We start from the raw sequence: 20179 nt of genomic DNA, 5'->3' as shown, positions 1-20179 counted from the left end.
CCCTGCCCCACCCCGGCGCAGCCGGGAGAGACAGGCTTTCGATCACGATTACGTGAAAATTATGTCACGCAATCATGAAACCAATGCATGCCCGATATGTTTGCAGTATAAGCTCAAGGGCAAGGTGAAACCATTTTGGGGGAGTATAAATCAATGTCTTATCTTTCCCGCATGGAAATTCCCGCCAACCTGTCCACCCTGCGCCGCCAGCAGGCGCGGTGGGTATGCGCGGGCACGCTGGCCGCCGCCACCACGCTGTACGCGGCGTCACCCTTTTTTACATTATGGTCCATCACATCGGCCATCCGCACCCATGACATGGGCAGCCTCAACACCTGCCTCAAATGGGAATCGGTGCGCAACGGACTCAAGACACAGGTGGTCGATGACCTGATCGGGCCGCCCGTGGCCGATGATGAACTGCCGGCCTTCGGGTCATCCTTCGCCTCATCCGCCGCATCCAACGCGATTGACGAGGAAGTGCGCCCCGACAAGCTGGGCATGCTGGTCGATCACCTGATGCCGCATGAGCAGCAGCCCGCAACAGCGGGCACGATGCTGGGCCTGCTGTGGCGCGTGCATGCGCATTTCACCCATCCGGGCGTGTTCGAGGCGAGCGTTCTCATGCCCGGCCATGAAAACGAGACCCCGCTGCGGCTGCAGATGCGCATTCATGCCTTTCAGTGGAAAATCCACCGAATCGACCTGCCCACGCACCCTGCCCCGCCACTTGTCGAGGCATCGGCAGGCCCCGTGCCCGCACCGCTGACGCAGCCCTAGGCCGGTCAGGCCGCACGCCAGGGCCGCAATGACGGGCCAGGGTTGCTGAAGCTTCCTGAAAAAAGCTTCACCAAAAACTTCTTGGTATTTCCGGCGCTTACTTTGCGGGGGGGAGGTCTTCTTCCAGCACGGTCATGTGGATGGCGTAGGACACTTCGCCCTCGTCTTCATCGCGATGGACGGTGCCCACCACTTCGCCATTGACCGCGAGTTCAACCGACAGCCCGGCACGCGGCGGCGCATTGACGGTAAGCCCCGGCGAGCCCAGCAGACGGCGCAGGCAGACCTGAAGACGCGAAAGTTCGGAAGAGGACATGGCACCCATGAAACGTCTGTTCTCCACAATGGCGAGACCCGCCAGAAACAACAATGCAGGGCCTTGTCCGCCCCTTTGGTCAACGCGCGTGGCAGGTCCGGTCAGGATCGCGCGGCTGCCCCGTGACACAGGCGGGCATGGCCGCAGGCTATAAGCACATGTGCCCACCCCTGCAACCGGCGTGCCCATGATTTTCCCCATCCATGCCCCGCGCGCGCCACGATTGCGGTGTTTCCTCACCATAACGCAACACCAGTAAGAAGGGAGAACAAAGACAATGCGCCCAAGCACTTTTCCCCGGCTGATGCTGCTTGTCGCCTTGCTCGCCCCCACCATTGGGCTGACAGCACTTGCCGCAAGCCTGCCCCCCGCAGGTGCCCCCACCGAGGCCGGAATGGGCCTGAGCGCACGCGCCCTTGCCCGCGAGCTGCATGAAGACGGGGCGGACGCCACCATAAAAACGCTTGATGAGCACAAGGCCTGGCCACAACTGCGCCGCGCCGTGACCGCGGGCTGGTCGGGCTGGATCGAGCTGGTGCCCGAACTGATCACCCACACCGATGACCAGACAGCGGCACGCCTGCGCACGGCCCTGCGCCTGGCCCTGCCGCGCAACCCGCGCGCCGTGCTGGCGGTGGTTGATCCGGGCAACGGGCCGCTGCTTGGCGCGGGCGCCTTGTGCACGCCCCATGGCATGACCGCACACTGGCGCGCGAGCAGCATCCGCGCGGTCAGCGACGTGCATGACATCCACCTCACCCGTCAGGCCGCCGACTGCCAGGCCGCCCTTTCAGCCACCAGCGCGACTACTGGAAAGGCAGATAGCGGAACGTGACGTAAATGGTGTTGCCGCCCGTGGTGGGGCTTGCCCCATCACCGCCCTTATAGGCGAATTTGCGCAGGTAGGTGTACTGCACGCCGGTCATGACCGCGCCATAGCCACCTTGCAGCACATGCCACCAGCCGCCCACGGTCAGGTCGGCAATGGTGTGGGTCTGGGCATCGCAACTGCCGCCGGTAATCAGCTCCACGTTGCAACTGCTCAGCGCCAGGTCGTTCACGCCATAGCCGTATTCATAGCCATCGCTGCCGGTATAGGTCCGCCTGCCCGCGCTCTCCACGCCGCCATACAGATAGACCAGCAGGTTTGAGGTCGGGTGGCCGATCAGCCCCATGCTGCCGATAATCTCGGGGATGGGGGCGGGCGAGCCATTGGCCTTGAAGGTGGCATCAGGCAGCATGGCGGGGCCATAGCGGCCAATCCCCTCGCCTGCCAGCACGTTGCCGGTAAACTGCAGGTAGCGTGGAATGACATGCACCGTCACGTCGCCGCCCACGCCACCGGCAAAGGACACATGCTCGCGGATCGGGCCGCCAGGCGCCTGCCCCATCGCCTTGAACCAGCGCGCGAGGCCGTAAACCTCGTAATGGGCGGGCTTGGTGTCGAGCGCGCCCTTGAGCACGATGTCAGGGGCCACGTCCATGCTGTATTTGGCATTGGGGTTGAGCATGCCCGAGCCCGCATTGTTATAGAGCAGCGTGGTGCCCGATGAGGCGAGGGTGTCATCATCCGTGCCGGTCATCATCGGGTGGTCGCCCGCGCTGCCTGATGCCGCATAGGCCACCTGCGGCGCCTCAAGCGAAAGCCCGAGCCACCACTTGCGCCCGAAATCCTTGATGAAGCGGATCTGTGGCACGCGGGTGAACACGATGCCGGGGATCTGGTTGTTATCGACCACCGGCGGTAGCTGCTCATGGCGCGACAGCAGGCCCTGCGTATAGCCCGTGGTCAGGCTCCATGCCTGCCCCGCCAGCACATGGAAGCCCCATTTGGTGTTGCTGTAGGTCATGTACGCCTGGCGGATACGCGGCGTGTAGCTGTTGGTCTGGTAGCTGTTGGCGGTGCCCGCGGCCCCGCCAAAATCGGTCTCGATATAGCCTGACAGCGTCTCGTCCTTGGTGGGCGAGCCCTGCAGCAGCACGCTCAGGCGGGTCAGCTGGGCGGAGGGACGGTACTCGCCGGTATGGGCGTTGGGGCTGTTGGCATAGGGAAAGCTGCCCCAGCTTGTGGCCGGGCCGCTGGTCAGGTTCTTGCTGCGATAGATGTTCGAGAAATCGATGAAGCCGCCAAGCCTGACCGAAACCCCGCCAATGCGGAAGATGGGGGGCAGGCTGTCCACCCCGGTCTGGGTAATGGCCAGCGGGCTGGAGGAATCAAGGTCGAGCTTGGGCTGGCTGGGCACGATGGATTCGGTCATGGTGTTTTCAGCCGCTGCCGCCGCCTGCGCGTCATCCGACAGGGCGGGGCCGCCGATGGTCAGCCGTGACAGGTCGGGCATGGCCGAGATCTGGCCCGACGGGTTGGTGACCGACGTGCTGCTGGCATTCGAGCGCGGGCCCGAGCGCAGCGTGCGCCCCGCCAGCACATGGGCGTTGCCCGCTGCCATGCCATGACGGGCCTCAAGCTGCTGCACCTTGGCCTCAAGGCGCTGCATCTCGGCATGGATGGCGCGGATTTCGGCCATGTCATCGGCCCGGGCGGCGACAGGGGCCGCGATACCGCCAAGCACGGCCATCAGCCCGCCAAGCACCATGCGGGGCCTGCCCGCCCTGTCGGCCCGACACGAACAGCGGCCTTCTTTCCAACAGCAATCCATCAGCCTGGCGCGTCTGCCCCTGAACATATGATTGATAAAACCCTTATCCACACCTGATGCCTGAGGGGATACAGGAGGGATGGCGCATCTTATTATAGAAAAAACATTCAACTGCTATGCATTAACTATTCTCATGCACGGCTTATATTCGCATGATTTCCTTTATTCCACACCATTCCCTGCTTTAATTCAAGGCCTCTACATGTGCCACGAAGGGAGTAACACGACATGACCGCACCCCGGCAGACCGGCTCCCCACCGCAGGAGGACCGGCCCCTTGCCGGCGCACCCCACCCCGACCATCCGCTGCACTGGAAGCTGTATGCATGCGAGATGGTGGCGACAACGGTGCTCATGCTCTGCGGGATCGTGTCGGTTACGGTGCTGACCACGCCCTATACGCCCATCGGCCGCGCCCTGGCACCCCACCCGCTGGTGCAGACCGCTTTGTGCGGGCTGTTCTTTGGCCTGTCGGGCACGGTGGCGGCGTTCACGCCGTTCGGGCGGGTGAGCGGGGCGCATGTCAGCCCCTCGGTCTCGCTGGCGTTCAGCCTTGCGGGCCGGCTGGGCGTGATCGACCTGTGCGGCTACATCGCCGCCCAGATGACCGGCGCCTGCCTGGCCACGGCACTGCTCGCGGGGCTGGGCCATGTCCTGCCGGTATGGGGGCAGATGGCGCAGGCCTCGGCCTATGCCGCCACCATTCCCTTCCCGCATGTATCGGTGCTGTGGCCACTGGTGACGGAACTGGTGCTGACCGTGCTGCTGGTGCTGATGATCTGCGCCCTTGCCGCCCACCCCACGCTGAAATGGCTCACGCCGTGGGCGGGCGGGCTGTTTTTCCTGGCGTGCAACCCCATTTCGGCCTGGCTGTCGGGCAACAGTTCCAACCTTGCGCGCAGCTTTGGCCCGGCGCTGGTTGCAGGACAGTGGCAGTCTTTCTGGATCTATGCACTCGGGCCATTCATGGGGGCGGCGCTGGCCATCGCCATCATCCGCTCGCGCCTGCTTGGCCGCATCGAGGTGGAAGAGGCGCGGCTGGTCAATTTCGGCCATCATGGCCGCATCCCCTCGCTGTTCCATCCCGGCCGCCACAGGCCTGACCATGGACAGGACACATTATAGTTCCCCGCATGGGGGATGGGTTGCAATCGGCGTAAATTGTTCCCACTATTGGTGTCACTGAATACGAATCGGGGCGTCGCCCCGGTTTATCAGGCGTTCTCAGGGCGGGGCGAAATTCCCCACCGGCGGTAATTGGTCCTGCATGCAGGACCATAAGTCCGCGAGCGCCCGGCCGCGAAAGCGGGCGGGGTCAAGCAGATCCGGTGCAACTCCGGAACCGACGGTTACAGTCCGGATGAGAGAGAACGGAAACTATGGCCCTGCTTTCCCGCATGGAAGGCAGGCATGTGGTTTTACGCGCCCTGGGTCCGTCCAGATGGATGGAGTACTGTGTTTTGGACGCGTTGCCACAGGGTTCCCACACCCCCGCCACGCAGGCCACCGCCCTGCCGCCTGCCATTGCCCGCGCCTTTCGCGCGGCGGTGGATGAAGCTGCGCGCCATGTGGGTGCTACCGCCCCCAACCCGCCCGTGGGCTGCGCCATCCTTGACAGCGAAGGCCATATCCTCGCCACCGGCGGCCACCACCGCGCAGGCACGCCGCATGCCGAGGTGCAGGCCATCAACCAGTGCCGCGAGCGCGGCCTGCTGGCGCGTGCGCACACGGCGGTGGTCACCCTCGAGCCATGCAACCACACCGGGCGCACCGGGCCCTGCTCGCTCGCCCTCCTCGCAACGCCCATCCGCACCGTATGGATTGGCGTGCGCGACCCCAACCCGCATGTGGAAGGCGGCGGGGCCGACACGCTGCGCCAGCGCGGCTGCGACGTGCATGTGCTCCAGCCAACCGGCGCGCAGGCTGCCATGCAGGCCCTGTGCCGCAGCCTGCTCGCGCCCTTCACGCATTTCATGCGCACCGGCCAGCCGTGGATCACGGTCAAGCAGGCGCTTGATGCCCATGGCGCCATGGTGCCGCCTGCAGGCCGCACCACCTTCACCTCCAGCGCCTCGCTCGACCTTGCGCACCGCCTGCGCCGCGCGACCGATGCGGTCATTACCGCCACCGGCACCATAAACGCCGACCGCCCCGGCCTCGACGTGCGCCGCGTGCCCGACCACCCGGATCGTGCGCCGCGCATCCTCGCCATCTGCACCCGCGCGGGCGAGGTGGATGAAGCCTACCTGACCGCAGCCCGCAACCGGGGCTTTACCGTAAAGGTCTGCACCGACATCGCCGGCCTGCCCGACATGCTCGGCCAGGCGGGCGTGACGTGGGCGATGGTGGAAGCCGGCCCGAAACTGCTGGCCGAAATCGACACCCGCGGGCTGTGGCATGACTGGCTGAGCATAACCGCAGGCCCCGATGGCACGGACCACTACGCCGTGCGCGTGCGCGAAGGCGACGCAACGCCGCTGCGCCTCTTCCCCGAACTTGCCGCCGCATAAGGAACAAGCATGTTTTCTGGCATTATCGAGCACCAGGGACAGGTCAGCGCCGCGCGGCGGCTTGACCGGGATCTGGACATAACGGTGGAAACCGGCATCACCGACCTTGCCCTTGGCGAGAGCATTGCCGTCAATGGCGTGTGCCTGACCGTGACCTCCTTTGATGCAAACGGCACGGCCACCTTCTTCATCAGTTCCGAGACACTGGACCGCACGGCGCTGGGCCGCATCGAGGCCGGGCACACCGTCAACCTTGAACGCGCGGTTACACCTGCAACGCGGCTTTCGGGCCATATCGTGCAGGGCCATGTCGATGGCACGGGCCGCCTGCTGGCCGTGCGCGCGGAAGGCGAGGCGCGGCACATCACCTTCATCATTCCCGCCCGGCTGCGCCGCTACCTGGTCGAGAAAGGCTCCATCACCATCGATGGCATCAGCCTGACCCTGAACGAAGTGGGCGCACCGGGCGAGGATGGCTGCGATGCAGACGCATTCCGCATCGCGCTCATGATCATCCCCCACACGTGGGAACACACCACCCTTGGCAGCCTGAAGCCAGGCGACGCCGTGAACATCGAAGTCGATGTCATTGCTAAATATGTGGAGAGCGTATGTCAGTATCGTTGATGCCCCCGGCACTGGCGCAGGCCGTGGAAACCATCCGCCGGGGCGGGATGATCATCCTTGTGGATGACGAGGACCGCGAGAACGAGGGCGACCTGGTCATGGCCGCCGAACTGGTCACGCCGGACGCCATGAACTTCATGGTCACCCACGCGCGCGGGCTGGTGTGCATGCCCATGTCGCCCGAGCGCATCACGCAGCTCAACCTGCCCATGATGACGCAGGTGAACACCTGCCCGCGCGGCACGGCGTTTACCGTATCCATCGAGGCACGCGAGGGCGTGACCACCGGCATTTCCGCCGCCGACCGCGCCGAGACCGTGCTGGTGGCGGCAGCGCCGGATGCGAAGCCGGAGGATCTCGTCTCGCCCGGCCACATCTTCCCGCTGCGCGCGGTGCCCGGCGGCACGGTGGCCCGCCCCGGCCACACCGAGGCCTCGGTGGACCTTGCCCGCATGGCCGGGCTGATCCCGGCCGCCGTGATCTGCGAGATCATGAACGAGGACGGCACCATGGCCCGCATGGACGACCTGCGCCCCTACGCAAAGCGCCACGGGTTGCAGATCCTTTCCATCGCCGAACTGGCGAAATGGCTGAAAGACAACCCGATCGCGGCAGGGACGGAAGAAAAGCCCGCCATCGAGCAGGTCGCCCGCGCCCGCCTGCCCAGCCGCTTTGGCGGGCCGGACATGATGATCCACGCCTTCCGCGCGCCTGATGGCACGGAGCATGTGGCCATGGTCAAGGGCGAACCCGGAAGGCCCGGCAGCGTGCCGCTGGTGCGGCTGCATTCGGAATGCGTGACGGGCGATGCGCTGGGCTCGCTGCGCTGCGATTGCGGCGCGCAGCTACAGGGCGCGCTCGAGCAGATTGGCGCAGCCGAGTCCGGCGTGCTGGTCTATGTGCGCGGGCATGAAGGGCGTGGCATTGGCCTGGCCAACAAGATCCGCGCCTACGCGCTGCAGGATGAAGGGCTGGATACGGTGGACGCCAACCACCGCCTTGGCTTCGAGACCGATGCGCGCGACTGGCAGGCGGCATCTGACATCCTGCGCGCGCTCGGCGTGAGCCGCCTCGACCTGCTGACCAACAACCCCGACAAGGTGCATGCCCTGCAACGCCACGGCTTTGACGTGCGCAGGCGCATTGCGCTGGCCATTGCGCCCAACCCCTTCAACCGCGCCTATCTGGAAGCCAAGCGCACCCGGATGGGCCATGCCCTGTGCGAACCTGCGACAGCGGATGCAGACTGACAGAAGTTCTTGGTGAAGCTTTTTGAAAAAAGCTTCGAAAAACGCCGCCTTTTTGAAAAAAGGCGGCACCCGAAAACTTTTATCACTTTATCTCACAATAAAAACGGACAACGCCGGATATGAGCACCAACATCCCCTCCACCACGGTTGAACTCAGCTTCGCCCATCCGCCGCGCCTTGCCATCGTGGTCAGCCGCTTCAATGAAGAGGTGACCCATGGCCTGCGCGACGGCGCGCTGGCATGGCTGAAGGAACACGCCATCTCCATGCGTGATGAAGATGTTATGTATGCACCCGGCGCATATGAACTGCCGCTCATCGCGCAGACCCTGGCCAAAACCGGGCGTTATGATGGTGTGGTATGCCTCGGCTGCGTGGTGAAGGGGGATACTGCGCATTTCGAGTTCATCAGCCTTGGGGCGGCGGTTGGCCTGCAACAGGCAGCGCTGAACACGGATGTGCCGATCGCCTTTGGCGTGCTCACCACCTACACCGATGAGCAGGCCATCGTGCGCTCGCGTGATGACGTGCACAACAAGGGCCGCGAAGCCGTTGCCGCCTGTGTTGAAAGTCTCGCATTGCTTCAGAAAATCAGAGGCTGTTAAAGTAGGATCGGGCCACATGAATGGCTGAAAACAGCCTTTCTGCGGTCCTGTTTTGGGTGACAGGGATGGCGGATGCGGCAGCTTACCTTCCTCGCCGGGGCATTCGGTGTCGGTCTTACGATCTGGATGCTCGGGCGTTTCGGCCTGCATGACATCCTCGGGCTGGTCGCGGCCGGAGGGTGGAGCATTCCTGCCATCATCATTTTCCATGCAACCCAGGTCTGCGTCTCGGCGCAGGCATGGCGCCTTCTGGCCCAGACCGGGCGGCCAAAGCTGGCCTTTGCCGATTTCTTTGCCCTGCGCTGCGCGCGCGAGGGCATCAACAACCTGCTGCCCGTAGCCCAGGTGGGCGGCGAGGTCATCACCACCCGCCTGCTCGCCCGGCGTGATGATACGGGCATAAAGCAGGCCGCAGCCTCGACCATATGCGACCTGACCATCGAACTGCTCAGTCAGGTCACCTTTACGCTCATCGGGCTTGGCGTGCTGTTCTGCCTCGTCAACCGCTCGCCCGTGACTGATGAACTGATGGAAAGTGCTGCCGCGGCCCTGCTGCTGGGCGCCGTATTCTTTGGCAGCCAGTACCTGGGCGCCATTGCGCTGGTGGAAAAGCTGCTGGTGCGCATTGCCGCCCATCTGGGGTGGGACGGGGTGGATGACATCCGTGGCCTGCATGCGCAGATCCTGACCCTGTACCGCACGCGCGAGAACTCGCTGCGCGCGGGGGCGCTGCAACTGCTGGGGTGGTCGCTTGGCACGTTCGAGGTTTTTGTGGTGCTCGCGGCGATGGGCCACCCGCTTTCGCTCGCTGACAGTTTCGTGATCGAAAGCGTGGGGCAGGCCGCAAAATCGGCCGGGTTCGCCGTGCCGGGCGCGCTTGGCGTGTCGGAGGGCGGGTATATCCTGATTGGCGGGCTGCTGGGCCTTTCCCCGCAGGAGGGGATTGCGCTCTCGCTCATCAAGCGCCTGCGCGAGATCGCCTGGGGCCTGCCCTCGCTTGTGGCGTGGCAGGTCATGGAAATACGCTGGGTCCGTCCCGATCCAGCCAAGGACATGCGCCTGCCCCATCAGTCCTGACCGGGCAGGGCGATTTTGTAAAAGAGTGTTACCCGGCAAATAATTGATGAAAAACAGACGGGTCTGATCGCCATCTCCTTTCACCAAAGCTGCGTCTTTCAAAGCTTTTTGAAAAAAGATTTACCAAAAACTTCTTTATGATTTGCCAGTTTTTCCGTGGGCAGGCTTTTCGGGCACCGTAAGCTGCGGTGGCATCTGCGCCGCCAGCATAAGCCTACGGCGGTAAAGAACCACCTTGCATCGGCACCGCATCATGGGCCAAACCGTACCTCTTCACCGGCTGCCGCGTTCATGCGGCATCGGGTCAGGTTTCTGAAGGGCTGAATACTCGTCATGCTATCGGTACCGCTTGGGCGTCTTGTCGCTTTGTGTTCCCGCCATGCCATTGCTGTCGTGCTGGCATTTGCCGTGCTGATTGCTGGCGCGACCTATGCCAGCTATGCGCTGCTTGGCGTCACCACCGATACGGACCTGATGTTCTCGTCCTCGCTGGACTGGAAAAAGCGCTCGGATGAAATGGGCCGCCTGTTCCCGCAAAAGCAGGACCAGCTCGTGGCCGTGATCGACGCGGCCCTGCCCGAGGAGGCACAGCAGACAGCGCTCGGCCTTGCGGCAAAACTGCGCGGCGACCATGAGCACTTCAATTACGTCACCACGCCCCAGACCGATCCGTATCTGGTGCGCAACGGGCTGATGTTCCTTGACCCCAAGGCGCTCGAGCGCGTGCTCAACACCACCATCACCGCCCAGCCCTTCCTCAGCGAGCTTGCGGCCGACCCTTCGGGGCGCGGGCTGTTCAGCGCGCTCAACCTGATTGCGCTGGGCGTGGCGCAGGGGCAGGCCGATCTTGGCAACTTCCATGCCGCCCTTGATGGCTTCGCCACCACGTTGCAGCATTCGGTCGATGGCACGCCCGAACCCCTTTCATGGGAGCGGCTGCTGGCGGGCGACCTGGCCGACCTTGGCGGCAAGTTCCAGTTTGTCGTGACCCAGCCCAAGCTGGATTATGATTCCTTCCAGCCCGGCGGCGCGGCATCTGACGCCATCCGGGCTGCAGCCAGCGACCTGCCCTTCGTCAAGAGCGGGCGGGCGCATGTGCACATAACGGGTGATACCCAGATCGCGGATGAGGAATTCGCCACCGTGGCCGAAGGCATGGTGGCGGGCCTGCTCGGCTCGCTGGTGCTGGTCACGCTGTGGCTGATCCTGGCGGTGCATACGTGGCGCATCATCGTGCCCATCATCATCACGCTGGTATCGGGGCTGCTGCTCACCACCGGGTTTGCCGCCATCGTGGTGGGCAAGCTCAACCTGATCTCGGTGGCGTTCGCCATCCTGTTCGTAGGCATTGCGGTGGACTTCGCCATCCAGTTCTCGGTCCGCTTCCGCGCGCAGGCCAACCCTGATGGCACGGCCCTCAGCCTGCCCGCAGCCCTCGAGCAGACCGGCAACGAGACCGGCCACCAGATCCTCGTTGCCGCCATGGCCACATCGGCGGGGTTCCTGGCCTTTACGCCCACCGCCTTCGTGGGGGTTGCGCAACTGGGGCTGATTGCCGGTTTCGGCATGGTGTTCGCCTTTGTCTGCACGCTCACGCTGCTGCCCGCCCTGTTGCGGCTGTTCCGCCCCACGGCGGGGCATGGCACGATCGGCTTTGCCTTCGCGCGGCCCATCGACACCGCCATCCGCCACCATCGCAAGCCCATCCTTGCGGGCTTCGTGGTGGTGGCGCTGGTGGGGCTGGCACTGGTGCCGCGCCTGACCTTCGATGCCGACCCGCTGCATACCAAGAACCCCAAATCCGAGGGCATGGTCACGCTGGGCATGCTCATGTCAGAGCCGCAGTATTCGCCCTATACGGTCGATGTGCTGATGCCCGACCTCAAGCAGGCGGCCGCCATGTCGGACCAGCTCTCGGGCCTGCCGCTGGTGCATGACGCGCTGTGGCTCGGCTCGATGGTGCCAGCCGACCAGAAGACCAAGCTGCCACTGATCCAGGATGCGGCCAACATCCTGCTGCCCACCCTGATCGTGCCCAACCCCAGGCCCGCGCCCGATGCCGATGCCCTGCGCGCTGCCGCCGCCAAGACGGCAGGCGACCTTGGTGGCGTGCTGGACAAGCTGCCCGCCAACGACCCGCTGCGCCGCATCCAGTCAGCACTGGCGCAACTGGCGAAGGCCGATGATGCCCGCGTGCTGGCCACCAACGAGGCGCTGGTGCGCTTTCTGCCCATGCAGCTGAATATGCTGCGCGACATGCTGCAGGTTAAGGAAGTGGGCATCAGCGACGTGCCGCAGCAGCTTGCGCGTGACTACCTGCTGCCTGACGGGCGCGCACTCGTCGAGGTCCACCCCAGCCATGACATGCAGGGCAACCGCGCGCTGCACCGATATGTGGGCGAGATACAGAAGATCGCCCCCACGGCGGCGGGTTCGGCCATCGACATCGTGCAGAGTGCCGCCACCATGGTGCATGCCTTTGTAACCGCGGCCGGGGCGGCCATTGTCATGATCGCCATCATCCTGGCCGTGGCGCTGCGCAAGCTGCTTGATACGGCGCTGGTGCTCGCCCCGCTGCTGCTGTCCGCGCTGATGACGGTCATCCTGATCATCGTGGTGCCCGAGCAGCTCAACTTCGCCAACATCATCGCACTCCCCCTGCTGCTTGGCGTGGGCGTGTCGTTCAACATCTATTTCGTCATGAACTGGCGGGCGGGCATCAAATCGCCGCTGTCCAGCCCCACGGCGCGCGCGGTGCTGTTCTCGGCGCTGACCACAGGCACGGCGTTCGGCTCGCTCGCGGCCTCGCACCATCCGGGCACGGCCAGCATGGGCCGGCTGCTGCTGCTCTCCCTGGCCTGCACGCTGATCGCGACCCTGATCTTCGTGCCCGCCCTGCTGCCCAAGCGCGCGATTGACAAGGAATGACCCGGTAGGGAAACAACAAAAAGGCCGCATCCCCGTCGGGGTGCGGCCTTTTTTAATGCAGAAGTTTTTGGTGAAGCTTTTTTCAAAAAGCTTCGGAAGAACGCCGCCTTTTTGAAAAAAGGCGGCACCCAAAAACTTTTATCTTCAGGATTTGAACCAGACCTCGACCGGCCCCGTCACCTTCATGGTCATGGGGTTGCCGAAGCGGTCAGTACCACGGCCCACGGCCAGGCGCACCCAACCTTCGCTGATGCAGTATTCCTCAACATTGTTCTTCTCGATGCCCTTGAAGCGCACGCCAATGCCACGCTCAAGCAGGGCTTCGTCATAAAAGGGGCTGGTCGGGTTGACGGACAGGCGATCGGGTGGGGTATCGGTCATGACTGGTCTTTTTTCCGTATGCTGAACGTGAAACGCTGTCTGACATAGCGCCAATGCGGTTACGCTCCAACACCCTCCGCGTCATCTTCCTCCACTGCGCGGATGGTAGCCTGCCCGCGGGTTATGTCGGTAATGCGCGTGCGCACCTCCGCCTCACGGGCTGCGGGCACGGTTATGTGCAGGCCAACGCCCCCGGCACTAAATTCCTCGGCCATGATCTGGCAGTCCATCGCCTCAAGGCGTGCACGCAGCAATGCGTGCTCGGAAAAACCGCAGCCAAAGGTCAGGCCCACCATCTCCACAATCGGCACGCGGGGCGCTATGCGCAAACATTCCGCCGCCGTGCCGCCATAGGCGCGCACAAGCCCGCCAGCACCCAGCTTGGTGCCGCCAAACCAGCGCGTGACCACCACCACGGTGCGGTCAAAACCCTGCCCCTCGATCACCTGCAGGATGGGGCGGCCCGCCGTGCCGCCCGGCTCGCCCGCGTCATCGCTGCGATAGGTCTGGCCAATCAGATAGGCCCAGCAGTTATGGGTGGCATCGGGATCACTGACGGAGGCAATGAATTCCATGGCCTCGGCAGGGGTCGCGACGGGTGCGGCCTGAGCGAGAAAGATGCTCTTTTTCACCTCGCGCTCCAGCATGGCGGGTGCTGCGAGCATGAAGCGTTCAGGCGTGCTCACGCCTCCGCCTCCTCCATCGCGCCCGTGAACAGGCTGACCAGATCGCCCAGATGCCCGATTTCATGCAGGCCCAGCCCGTCGGGGGCGGAAGGCTTGCGGTTGCCGCGCGCGATGCGACGCGGCAGGAACGCCTGCTCGAAACCCAGCTTGTGCGCCTCCTTGAGCCGCGTATCGGGCTGCGAGACCTGACGCACCTCACCAGACAGCCCGACCTCGCCAAAATATACCGAACCCGCGCTGGTGGGCTGGCCGGTGGCGGCGGAAACAAGGGCAGCGGCCACCGCCATGTCAGCCGCAGGCTCGCCCACGCGCAACCCGCCCGCGATGTTGAGATGCACGTCCATGGCGTTGAGCTTGATGCCGCAGCGGGCCTCAAGCACGGCGAGCAGCATGTTCAGCCGCCCCGTCTCCCACCCCACCACGGCACGGCGCGCACCGCCATCGCCCGCCTTGGGGGAAAGCAGCGCCTGCACCTCGAGCAGCACGGGGCGCGTGCCCTCCATGCCCGCAAATACGGCGGAACCAGCGATATGCCCCCGCCGCTCGGCCAGGAACAGGGCGGAGGGGTTGGGCACTTCCTCCAGCCCCTGATCGGTCATGGCGAACACGCCAATTTCGTCAGTCGCGCCAAAGCGGTTCTTGGCGGCCCGCAAAATGCGGAACTGGTGGCCGCGATCGCCCTCGAAATACATCACCGCGTCAACCATGTGCTCAAGCACGCGCGGGCCTGCCAGCGCCCCTTCCTTGGTCACATGCCCCACCAGGATCAGGCTGAAGCCACGCTGCTTGGCCAGCCGGATAAGCTCGAACGCGCAGGCCCGCACCTGGCTGACTGTGCCGGGCGCGCTCTCCACCGTTTCCATCCACATGGTCTGGATCGAGTCGATCACGACCAGCGCCAGATCCTTCTCCGCCTCAAGCGTTGCCACGATATCGGCCACGTTGATGGCGGCGGCGAGTTCCAACGTGGGCGCTTCCAGCCCCAGCCTGCGCGCACGCAGGCGGATCTGGTCCACCGCTTCCTCACCCGAGATATACATCACCTTGCGCCCGGCCCGCGCCAGGGCGCATGCGCCCTGCAGCAGAAGCGTGGACTTGCCGATGCCGGGATCACCGCCCACCAGCACCACCGAGGCCGGCACCAGCCCGCCGCCAAGCACGCGGTCAAGCTCGCCGATATGCGTTTCAATGCGTGGGGGCGGCGGCGTATCGCCCGCAAGGCCAACAAGGTTGATGCGCGTGCCAGTGCGCCTGCGCGCGTTGGTGCCGCCGGTGGCGGTAGGCTCGACCGTCTCCTCGACAATGCTGTTCCAGGCACCACAGGCGTCGCACCTTCCCGACCATTTGGGAAAGACCGCCCCGCAGGACTGGCAGACAAAACGGTTAGCGGGCCGACGCGCCATGATGGCTCCTTGGACAAGAACAGATCGTGTATATCATATATGGAACGACCGGCCGCCTCGCCAAACGGGGAAAAGTTTCTGGTGAAGCTTTTTTCAAAAAGCCTCAGAAGAACGCCGCCTTTCTAAAAAAAGGCGGCACCCAAAAACTTCTGTCTTTTCAGTTATTTCCCTACATCCACCTTGATCGGCCCCTCGCGGCGGCCGTGGGTGAACTGGTCCACCACCGGGTTGCCGCTATCAAACAGGGTGGAAGGCAGGCCCTGCCAGATCAGCCTGCCTTCATAGAGCATGCCCACCCTGTCCCCGATGCGCTGGGCGGAGGCCATGTCGTGCGTAATGGCGATGGCGGTGGAGCCGAGCTTGCGCACGCAATCGGCAATCAGCCCGTCAATCACCGCGCCCATGATGGGGTCGAGGCCGGTGGTCGGCTCATCAAAGAACAGGATCTCGGGGCGTGCGGCAATGGCGCGGGCCAGCCCCACGCGCTTTTGCATGCCGCCTGACAGTTCGGCGGGCGACAGCGCGCCCACGGCCGGGTCCATGCCCACCTGCTCAAGCAGTTCGCCCGCCCGTGCGCGTGACTGCGCGCGGGTCAGGCGCGGGCCGTGGCCCATGCGGGCGGCGGCGGTGAGGCCGAAGGTCACGTTTTCCCACACGCTCAGGCTGTCAAACAGCGCGCCGTTCTGGAACAGCATGCCGATCCGCGCCATGTAGGGTTCGCGCTGGCGCGGCGTGAGCGTGGTCACGTCCACGCCATCAATCTCGATGGAACCGGCATCGGGCGTGATCAGGCCGAGGATGCAGCGCAGCAGCACCGACTTGCCGGTGCCCGAGCCGCCAATGACCACGAACGACGTGCCACCCATGACATCAAGGTCCACCCCATCGAGCACCACCTTGGGGCCAAACGCCTTTTTCAGGCCGCGAATGCGGATCTTGGGAGTCGGTTCGGTCATTGCGAGAAGAACACATCCGTCAGCAGGTAATCGAAGGTCAGCAGCAGGATTGATGCCGCCACCACGGCCGCCGTGGTCGCTGCCCCCACGCCCTCGGCCCCGCCACGGCTATGATAGCCGTGGTAGCAGCCCATGAGCGTGATCAGGAAGCCGAAGATCGCCGCCTTGACCAGCCCCACCGTCACATCCATCACCTTGAGCGAGGCGATGGTGGCCGCGATATAGGCCGAAGCCGAGAAGTCCAGCTTCATCACGCATACGGTAAACCCGCCCAGCACGCCCAGTATGTCGGCAATCAGCACCAGGAAGGGCAGCGCCAGCGTGCCCGCCACCAGCCTTGGCGTGACGAGGTATTTCATGGGGTTGGTGGAGAGCGTGGTCAGCGCGTCGATCTGGTCGGTCACGCGCATGGTGCCGATCTCGGCCGACATGGCCGCCCCCACGCGGCCCGCCACCATCAACCCCGCCAGCACCGGCCCGAGTTCGCGCGTAACCGCAAGGATAACGATGCCCGCAATGGCGTTCTGGGCATGGTACTGGGCAAAGCCGGTATAGGATTGCAGCGCGATCACGCCCCCCGAGAACAGGGCGGTCAACGCCACCACGGGCAGCGAGAAATACCCGATCTCGACCAGCGACCCCCACAGCGTGCGCCAGTAAAACGGCGGGCGGACAACATGCGACAGCGCCACGGCCCCGAACAGCGCCACCTTGCCGGCCATGCGCACCATGTCCAGAACGGCCCTGCCCAGCCCGGCAACAAAATCGAGAATGCCGTTCACCATGCCTCCCGCGCATAAGGATAACGGCCCGGCCACACGGCAGGCGCGGCCAAGCCTGTCCCTGCCGTAGCGCGGCAGGCCACCCACGTCAAAGCGAAAGCGCATGACCCGCCGGGCTACTTCAGGCCGCGGGTGTCGCCTGTGCCCGGCGCGCGCTGGCATGCCGCCAGATATTGCACGCCACCGTGCAGCACACGCCCGCCATCACCACCACCGCCAGCGGCGTGGGGCTACGAAAGGCGACATGGCCCAGAATGAAGCCACTGCCTGCGGCAAGCGCGAACTGGATTGTGCCCATCAGCGCCGAGGCGCTGCCCGCCTGGTGGCCATGATGGGTAAAGGCCAGCACCGTGGCGTTCGGCCCGATAAAGCCGAGGCTGCCGGTAATGCAGCCCACCAGCACGCATACCAGCAGCGGGTGCGCAGGCCCCGCAATCCCTGCCAGCGACAGGGCGAGGCAGGCGGAAGCAGCAATCACGATGGCCCCGATGCCGCAGTCAAGCAGGCGCGAGAGATCGATATGATGCACCAGCCGCCCGTTGATCTGGGCACAGGCGATGAACACCCCGGCATTAAGCCCGAAGAACACGCCAAACTGCCCCGGCGTAAAGCCCAGCAGGTGCTCGAACACCATCGGCGCGGAGGTGATGTAGGCGAACATGACAAAGGAGGAGAAACTGTTGATCAGCGCGCTCGACATGAACACCGGCTCGCGCACCAGCCCTGCATAGCGGCTGATCATGCCGGTGGGCGAGAACGCGATGCGCCGCTCGGGCGGCATGGTGTCGGGCAGGCTTGCAATGACCGTGACCAGACCCAGCGCGCCATAGCCCACCGCGATCCAGAAAATCCAGCGCCAGTGCCCGAACGAGAGCACGAGACTGCCCAGCGAGGGGGCCAGGATGGGCATGACGCCAAACACGAGCATGAGCTGCGACATGATGCGCGCGCCCACCGCCCCCGTGGCCACGTCACGCACGATGGCGCGCGGAATGACCGCGCAGGCCGCCCCGCCAAGGGCTGCGATGAACCGGCACAGGCAGAACAGCCCGAAGCTCCCGGCAAGCGCACACCCCACCGAGCCGATGATGAAGAACACAAGCCCGCCCAGCAGCGGCACCCTGCGGCCCAGCCGGTCGGAGATGGGCCCCATGCTGAACTGCCCTGCCGCCAGCCCCGCAAACCACGCGGCCAGCGTGACCTGGCTGCTGCCCGCGTGCACGCCCACGAGTTCACGATCCATGACCGGGAAGGCGGGCAGGTACATATCGGTCGCCAGCGGCCCGATGGCCGTAAGCAGCCCGAGCAGGGCAATCATCCAGAACGGCATGACGGGGGCGGGGCGGCTACGGGCAGGCATGGGAATCCACGGTGGAAGAAACACAACGGCGCGCGACGGCGGCGCCGATGCATATCCCCGTATTTCAGGCGGGTTGTCCATGCGGTGTGGCTGCATGCAACACATGCATTGAGGGCTGAAAAAGTTTTTGGTGAAGCTTTTTTCCAAAAAGCTTCGATAACGCCGCCTTCCCTGAAAAAGACGGCGCACCGAAACTTTATCCCTCACGCCCCGCGATGAAGCGCGTGCTTACACGCCAAAACTGGCCACGAGATCGATCAGCCCCACCTGGCGGTGGCGCTCGAGGCGGGCTGCGACGAGCACGGCGCGGGCCTCGGCAATGGCCTGATCGAGGTCGGAATTGATGATAACGTGATCGAATTCGTTCCAGTGCGAAATTTCGTCACGCGCGGCCTGCATGCGGCGCGCGATCTCGTCGGCCTCGTCAGATGCGCGGCCGTTGAGGCGGCGCTCGAGTTCCTCGATCGAGGGCGGCAGCACGAACAGGCTGATCACGTCATCGGGCAGCGCCTCACGGATCTGGCGGTGGCCCTGCCAGTCAATGTCGAACACCATGTCGCGCCCATCGGCCAGCGCCTGCTCGACCGGCGCGCGCGGCGTGCCGTAGCCACGGCCGAACACGGTGGCCCATTCCAGCATCTCGCCTGTCTCGGCCATGCGGTTGAATTCGTCCATGCTGCGAAAATGGTAGTGCACGCCATCGCTCTCGCCGGGACGGGGCTGGCGCGTGGTGACCGAGACAGAGTGCAGCAGCTGCGGCTCGGAGGCGCGCAGGGCGTTGGCAATGGTGGACTTGCCCGCACCCGACGGGGCGGAAATGACCAGGCAGACCCCCCTGCGCCTGACCGGCGCCACGGGGGTTGGGCGGGTGGGGGTGGCGGGCTGGCTCATGCGGCTCTCCTGGGTCGGCGGTCCTGTGCAAATGCAGGCCGGGTAGGCAAACGGGGTAGCGCAGTTCTAACAGGGTGTATGTATTCTGCGAATATGAAACAGGATTCGATACTCATAACAGGCGCCTCGTCCGGAATCGGGCGCGGTCTTGCCCTCGCCCTCGCACGCCCTGGCCGCACGCTGCACCTTGGCGGGCGCAATGCCCGCAACCTCGAGGCCGTGGCCACCGCCTGCATCGCGCGCGGGGCGGATGCCCGCGTGAAAGTGCAGGACGTGCGCGACGCGGCCGGCATGGAAGAATGGATCACCAAAGCCGGCACGCTCGACCTCGTCTTCGCGGGGGCGGGCATTACCGCCTCGACCCGGGGCGGGGCGGATGCGCCCTATGAGCCTGATGCCCAGATCCGCCGCATGTTCGACACCAATGTCGATGGCGTGCTGAACACGGTGCTGCCCGCGCTGCATGTCATGCGCGGCCAGCCACGCGGGGTGGACGGGGTGCGCGGGCGCATCTGCGCCATGGCCTCGGTGGCGGGGCTGGTGTCGTTTCCCGGCACGCCGTCCTATTGTGCCTCCAAGGCGGCGGTGGACCGCTTCATGGTGGCGACGGGAGCGAACATGAAGCGCGCGGGCATTGTCATGACCAGCGTGAGCTGCGGGTTCGTGGCCACGCCCATGACAGCGCAGAACAATTTTCACATGCCCGGCCTGACCCAGACAGGCGATGCCGTGCGCGCCATCCTGTCCGGCATTGCGCGCGGCAGGCGGCGCATCGCCTTCCCGTGGTGGCTGGCGGCGGGTTCGCGCTTCATGGACCTGCTGCCCATCTCCATTGCCGAGCATTACTACTTCCGCCAGCCCGCAGGTCAGGCAGGCACCATGCCCGAAACCGGGCTGACGCCGGACGCCGCCCCGTCTTCATGAACAAAACCCCCCGAAGCAGCAGGACGGCCACGGACAACGGAAGCCT

Annotated in this window: 19 protein-coding genes and 1 riboswitch; of the genes, 10 read left to right on the top strand and 9 right to left on the bottom strand. The window is 64.8% G+C overall.

What is annotated here, in order from left to right; all coding sequences use genetic code 11:
• Window positions 1-153 precede the first annotated feature (153 nt).
• Window positions 154-780, top strand: coding sequence for a DUF2939 domain-containing protein (locus tag QEG70_RS05895; RefSeq protein WP_308719797.1), 627 nt, complete (start codon window positions 154-156; stop codon window positions 778-780).
• 97 nt (window positions 781-877) lie between these two features.
• On the opposite strand, the gene QEG70_RS05890 is transcribed toward QEG70_RS05895, so the two are convergent.
• Window positions 878-1105: a DUF3126 family protein gene (locus tag QEG70_RS05890; RefSeq protein ID WP_110568538.1), complete on the bottom strand. Its 228-nt coding sequence runs from the start codon at window positions 1103-1105 to the stop codon at window positions 878-880.
• A gap of 268 nt (window positions 1106-1373) precedes the next feature.
• Between QEG70_RS05890 and QEG70_RS05885 the strand changes: the two genes are divergently transcribed.
• A complete protein-coding gene (locus QEG70_RS05885; protein ID WP_308719796.1) occupies window positions 1374-1931 on the top strand; it encodes a hypothetical protein in 558 nt (185 codons plus the stop codon).
• Here the strand turns inward: QEG70_RS05885 and QEG70_RS05880 are convergent.
• Complete coding sequence (locus QEG70_RS05880) at window positions 1903-3690, bottom strand: hypothetical protein (RefSeq protein ID WP_308719795.1); 1788 nt, start codon at window positions 3688-3690, stop codon at window positions 1903-1905. The genes QEG70_RS05885 and QEG70_RS05880 overlap by 29 nt on opposite strands.
• A 291-nt stretch (window positions 3691-3981) precedes the next feature.
• On the opposite strand from QEG70_RS05880, the gene QEG70_RS05875 reads away from it, so the two are divergent.
• The 7 genes from QEG70_RS05875 to QEG70_RS05845 all read left to right on the top strand — a co-directional run bounded on the left by QEG70_RS05875 (window position 3982) and on the right by QEG70_RS05845 (window position 12750).
• Window positions 3982-4878, top strand: coding sequence for an MIP/aquaporin family protein (locus QEG70_RS05875; protein ID WP_308719794.1), 897 nt, complete (start codon window positions 3982-3984; stop codon window positions 4876-4878).
• A 91-nt stretch (window positions 4879-4969) separates the two neighbouring features.
• Window positions 4970-5129: riboswitch (FMN riboswitch) on the top strand.
• A gap of 135 nt (window positions 5130-5264) precedes the next feature.
• Entirely contained in the window at window positions 5265-6263 is a 999-nt protein-coding gene (ribD, locus tag QEG70_RS05870) for a bifunctional diaminohydroxyphosphoribosylaminopyrimidine deaminase/5-amino-6-(5-phosphoribosylamino)uracil reductase RibD (protein WP_308719875.1), read from the top strand.
• A 9-nt stretch (window positions 6264-6272) separates the two neighbouring features.
• Entirely contained in the window at window positions 6273-6890 is a 618-nt protein-coding gene (locus QEG70_RS05865) for a riboflavin synthase (protein ID WP_308719793.1), read from the top strand.
• Window positions 6890-8140 (top strand): 3,4-dihydroxy-2-butanone-4-phosphate synthase, encoded by a 1251-nt coding sequence (gene ribB / locus QEG70_RS05860; protein WP_308719874.1) that lies wholly within the window; start codon window positions 6890-6892, stop codon window positions 8138-8140. Before QEG70_RS05865 ends, ribB begins: the two co-directional genes overlap by 1 nt.
• 119 nt (window positions 8141-8259) lie before the next feature.
• The gene (gene ribH, locus QEG70_RS05855) at window positions 8260-8745 is read left to right on the top strand and encodes a 6,7-dimethyl-8-ribityllumazine synthase (RefSeq protein ID WP_061275522.1); all 486 of its coding nucleotides are present in this window, start codon (window positions 8260-8262) and stop codon (window positions 8743-8745) included.
• Window positions 8746-8817: 72 nt separating this feature from the next.
• Window positions 8818-9822, top strand: coding sequence for a lysylphosphatidylglycerol synthase domain-containing protein (locus QEG70_RS05850; protein ID WP_308719792.1), 1005 nt, complete (start codon window positions 8818-8820; stop codon window positions 9820-9822).
• 333 nt (window positions 9823-10155) lie between these two features.
• Window positions 10156-12750 carry an MMPL family transporter gene (locus QEG70_RS05845; protein ID WP_308719791.1) on the top strand — a complete coding sequence of 865 codons (2595 nt, stop codon included), beginning with the start codon at window positions 10156-10158 and terminating at the stop codon, window positions 12748-12750.
• Between the two features lie 144 nt (window positions 12751-12894).
• Here the strand turns inward: QEG70_RS05845 and QEG70_RS05840 are convergent, their stop codons facing one another.
• From QEG70_RS05840 to gmk, 7 genes are all read right to left on the bottom strand, one after another.
• Window positions 12895-13131: a DUF3297 family protein gene (locus QEG70_RS05840; RefSeq protein ID WP_061275528.1), complete on the bottom strand. Its 237-nt coding sequence runs from the start codon at window positions 13129-13131 to the stop codon at window positions 12895-12897.
• A gap of 59 nt (window positions 13132-13190) precedes the next feature.
• A complete protein-coding gene (locus tag QEG70_RS05835) occupies window positions 13191-13817 on the bottom strand; it encodes an IMPACT family protein (RefSeq protein ID WP_308719790.1) in 627 nt (208 codons plus the stop codon).
• A complete protein-coding gene (gene radA / locus QEG70_RS05830; protein WP_308719789.1) occupies window positions 13814-15220 on the bottom strand; it encodes a DNA repair protein RadA in 1407 nt (468 codons plus the stop codon). The genes QEG70_RS05835 and radA overlap by 4 nt, the downstream gene beginning before the upstream one ends.
• Before the next feature lie 161 nt (window positions 15221-15381).
• Complete coding sequence (locus QEG70_RS05825) at window positions 15382-16176, bottom strand: ABC transporter ATP-binding protein (RefSeq protein ID WP_308719788.1); 795 nt, start codon at window positions 16174-16176, stop codon at window positions 15382-15384.
• On the bottom strand, window positions 16173-16958 hold the full coding sequence (locus QEG70_RS05820; protein WP_061275567.1) for an MlaE family ABC transporter permease: 786 nt from the start codon (window positions 16956-16958) through the stop codon (window positions 16173-16175). The genes QEG70_RS05825 and QEG70_RS05820 overlap by 4 nt, the downstream gene beginning before the upstream one ends.
• A 121-nt stretch (window positions 16959-17079) precedes the next feature.
• Window positions 17080-18318: a multidrug effflux MFS transporter gene (locus tag QEG70_RS05815; protein ID WP_308719787.1), complete on the bottom strand. Its 1239-nt coding sequence runs from the start codon at window positions 18316-18318 to the stop codon at window positions 17080-17082.
• A gap of 228 nt (window positions 18319-18546) precedes the next feature.
• Complete coding sequence (gene gmk, locus QEG70_RS05810) at window positions 18547-19209, bottom strand: guanylate kinase (RefSeq protein WP_308719786.1); 663 nt, start codon at window positions 19207-19209, stop codon at window positions 18547-18549.
• Between the two features lie 93 nt (window positions 19210-19302).
• Here gmk and QEG70_RS05805 point away from each other — a divergent pair, with 93 nt between their 5' ends.
• Window positions 19303-20133, top strand: a complete 831-nt coding sequence (locus QEG70_RS05805; protein WP_308719785.1) for an SDR family NAD(P)-dependent oxidoreductase — start codon at window positions 19303-19305, stop codon at window positions 20131-20133.
• The last annotated feature ends 46 nt before the right edge of the window (window positions 20134-20179 follow it).

It is taken from the genome of Komagataeibacter xylinus, assembly GCF_031081985.1.
Classification (GTDB): Bacteria; Pseudomonadota; Alphaproteobacteria; order Acetobacterales; family Acetobacteraceae; genus Komagataeibacter; species Komagataeibacter xylinus_E.
This window is presented reverse-complemented; position numbering and strand designations above follow the sequence as displayed.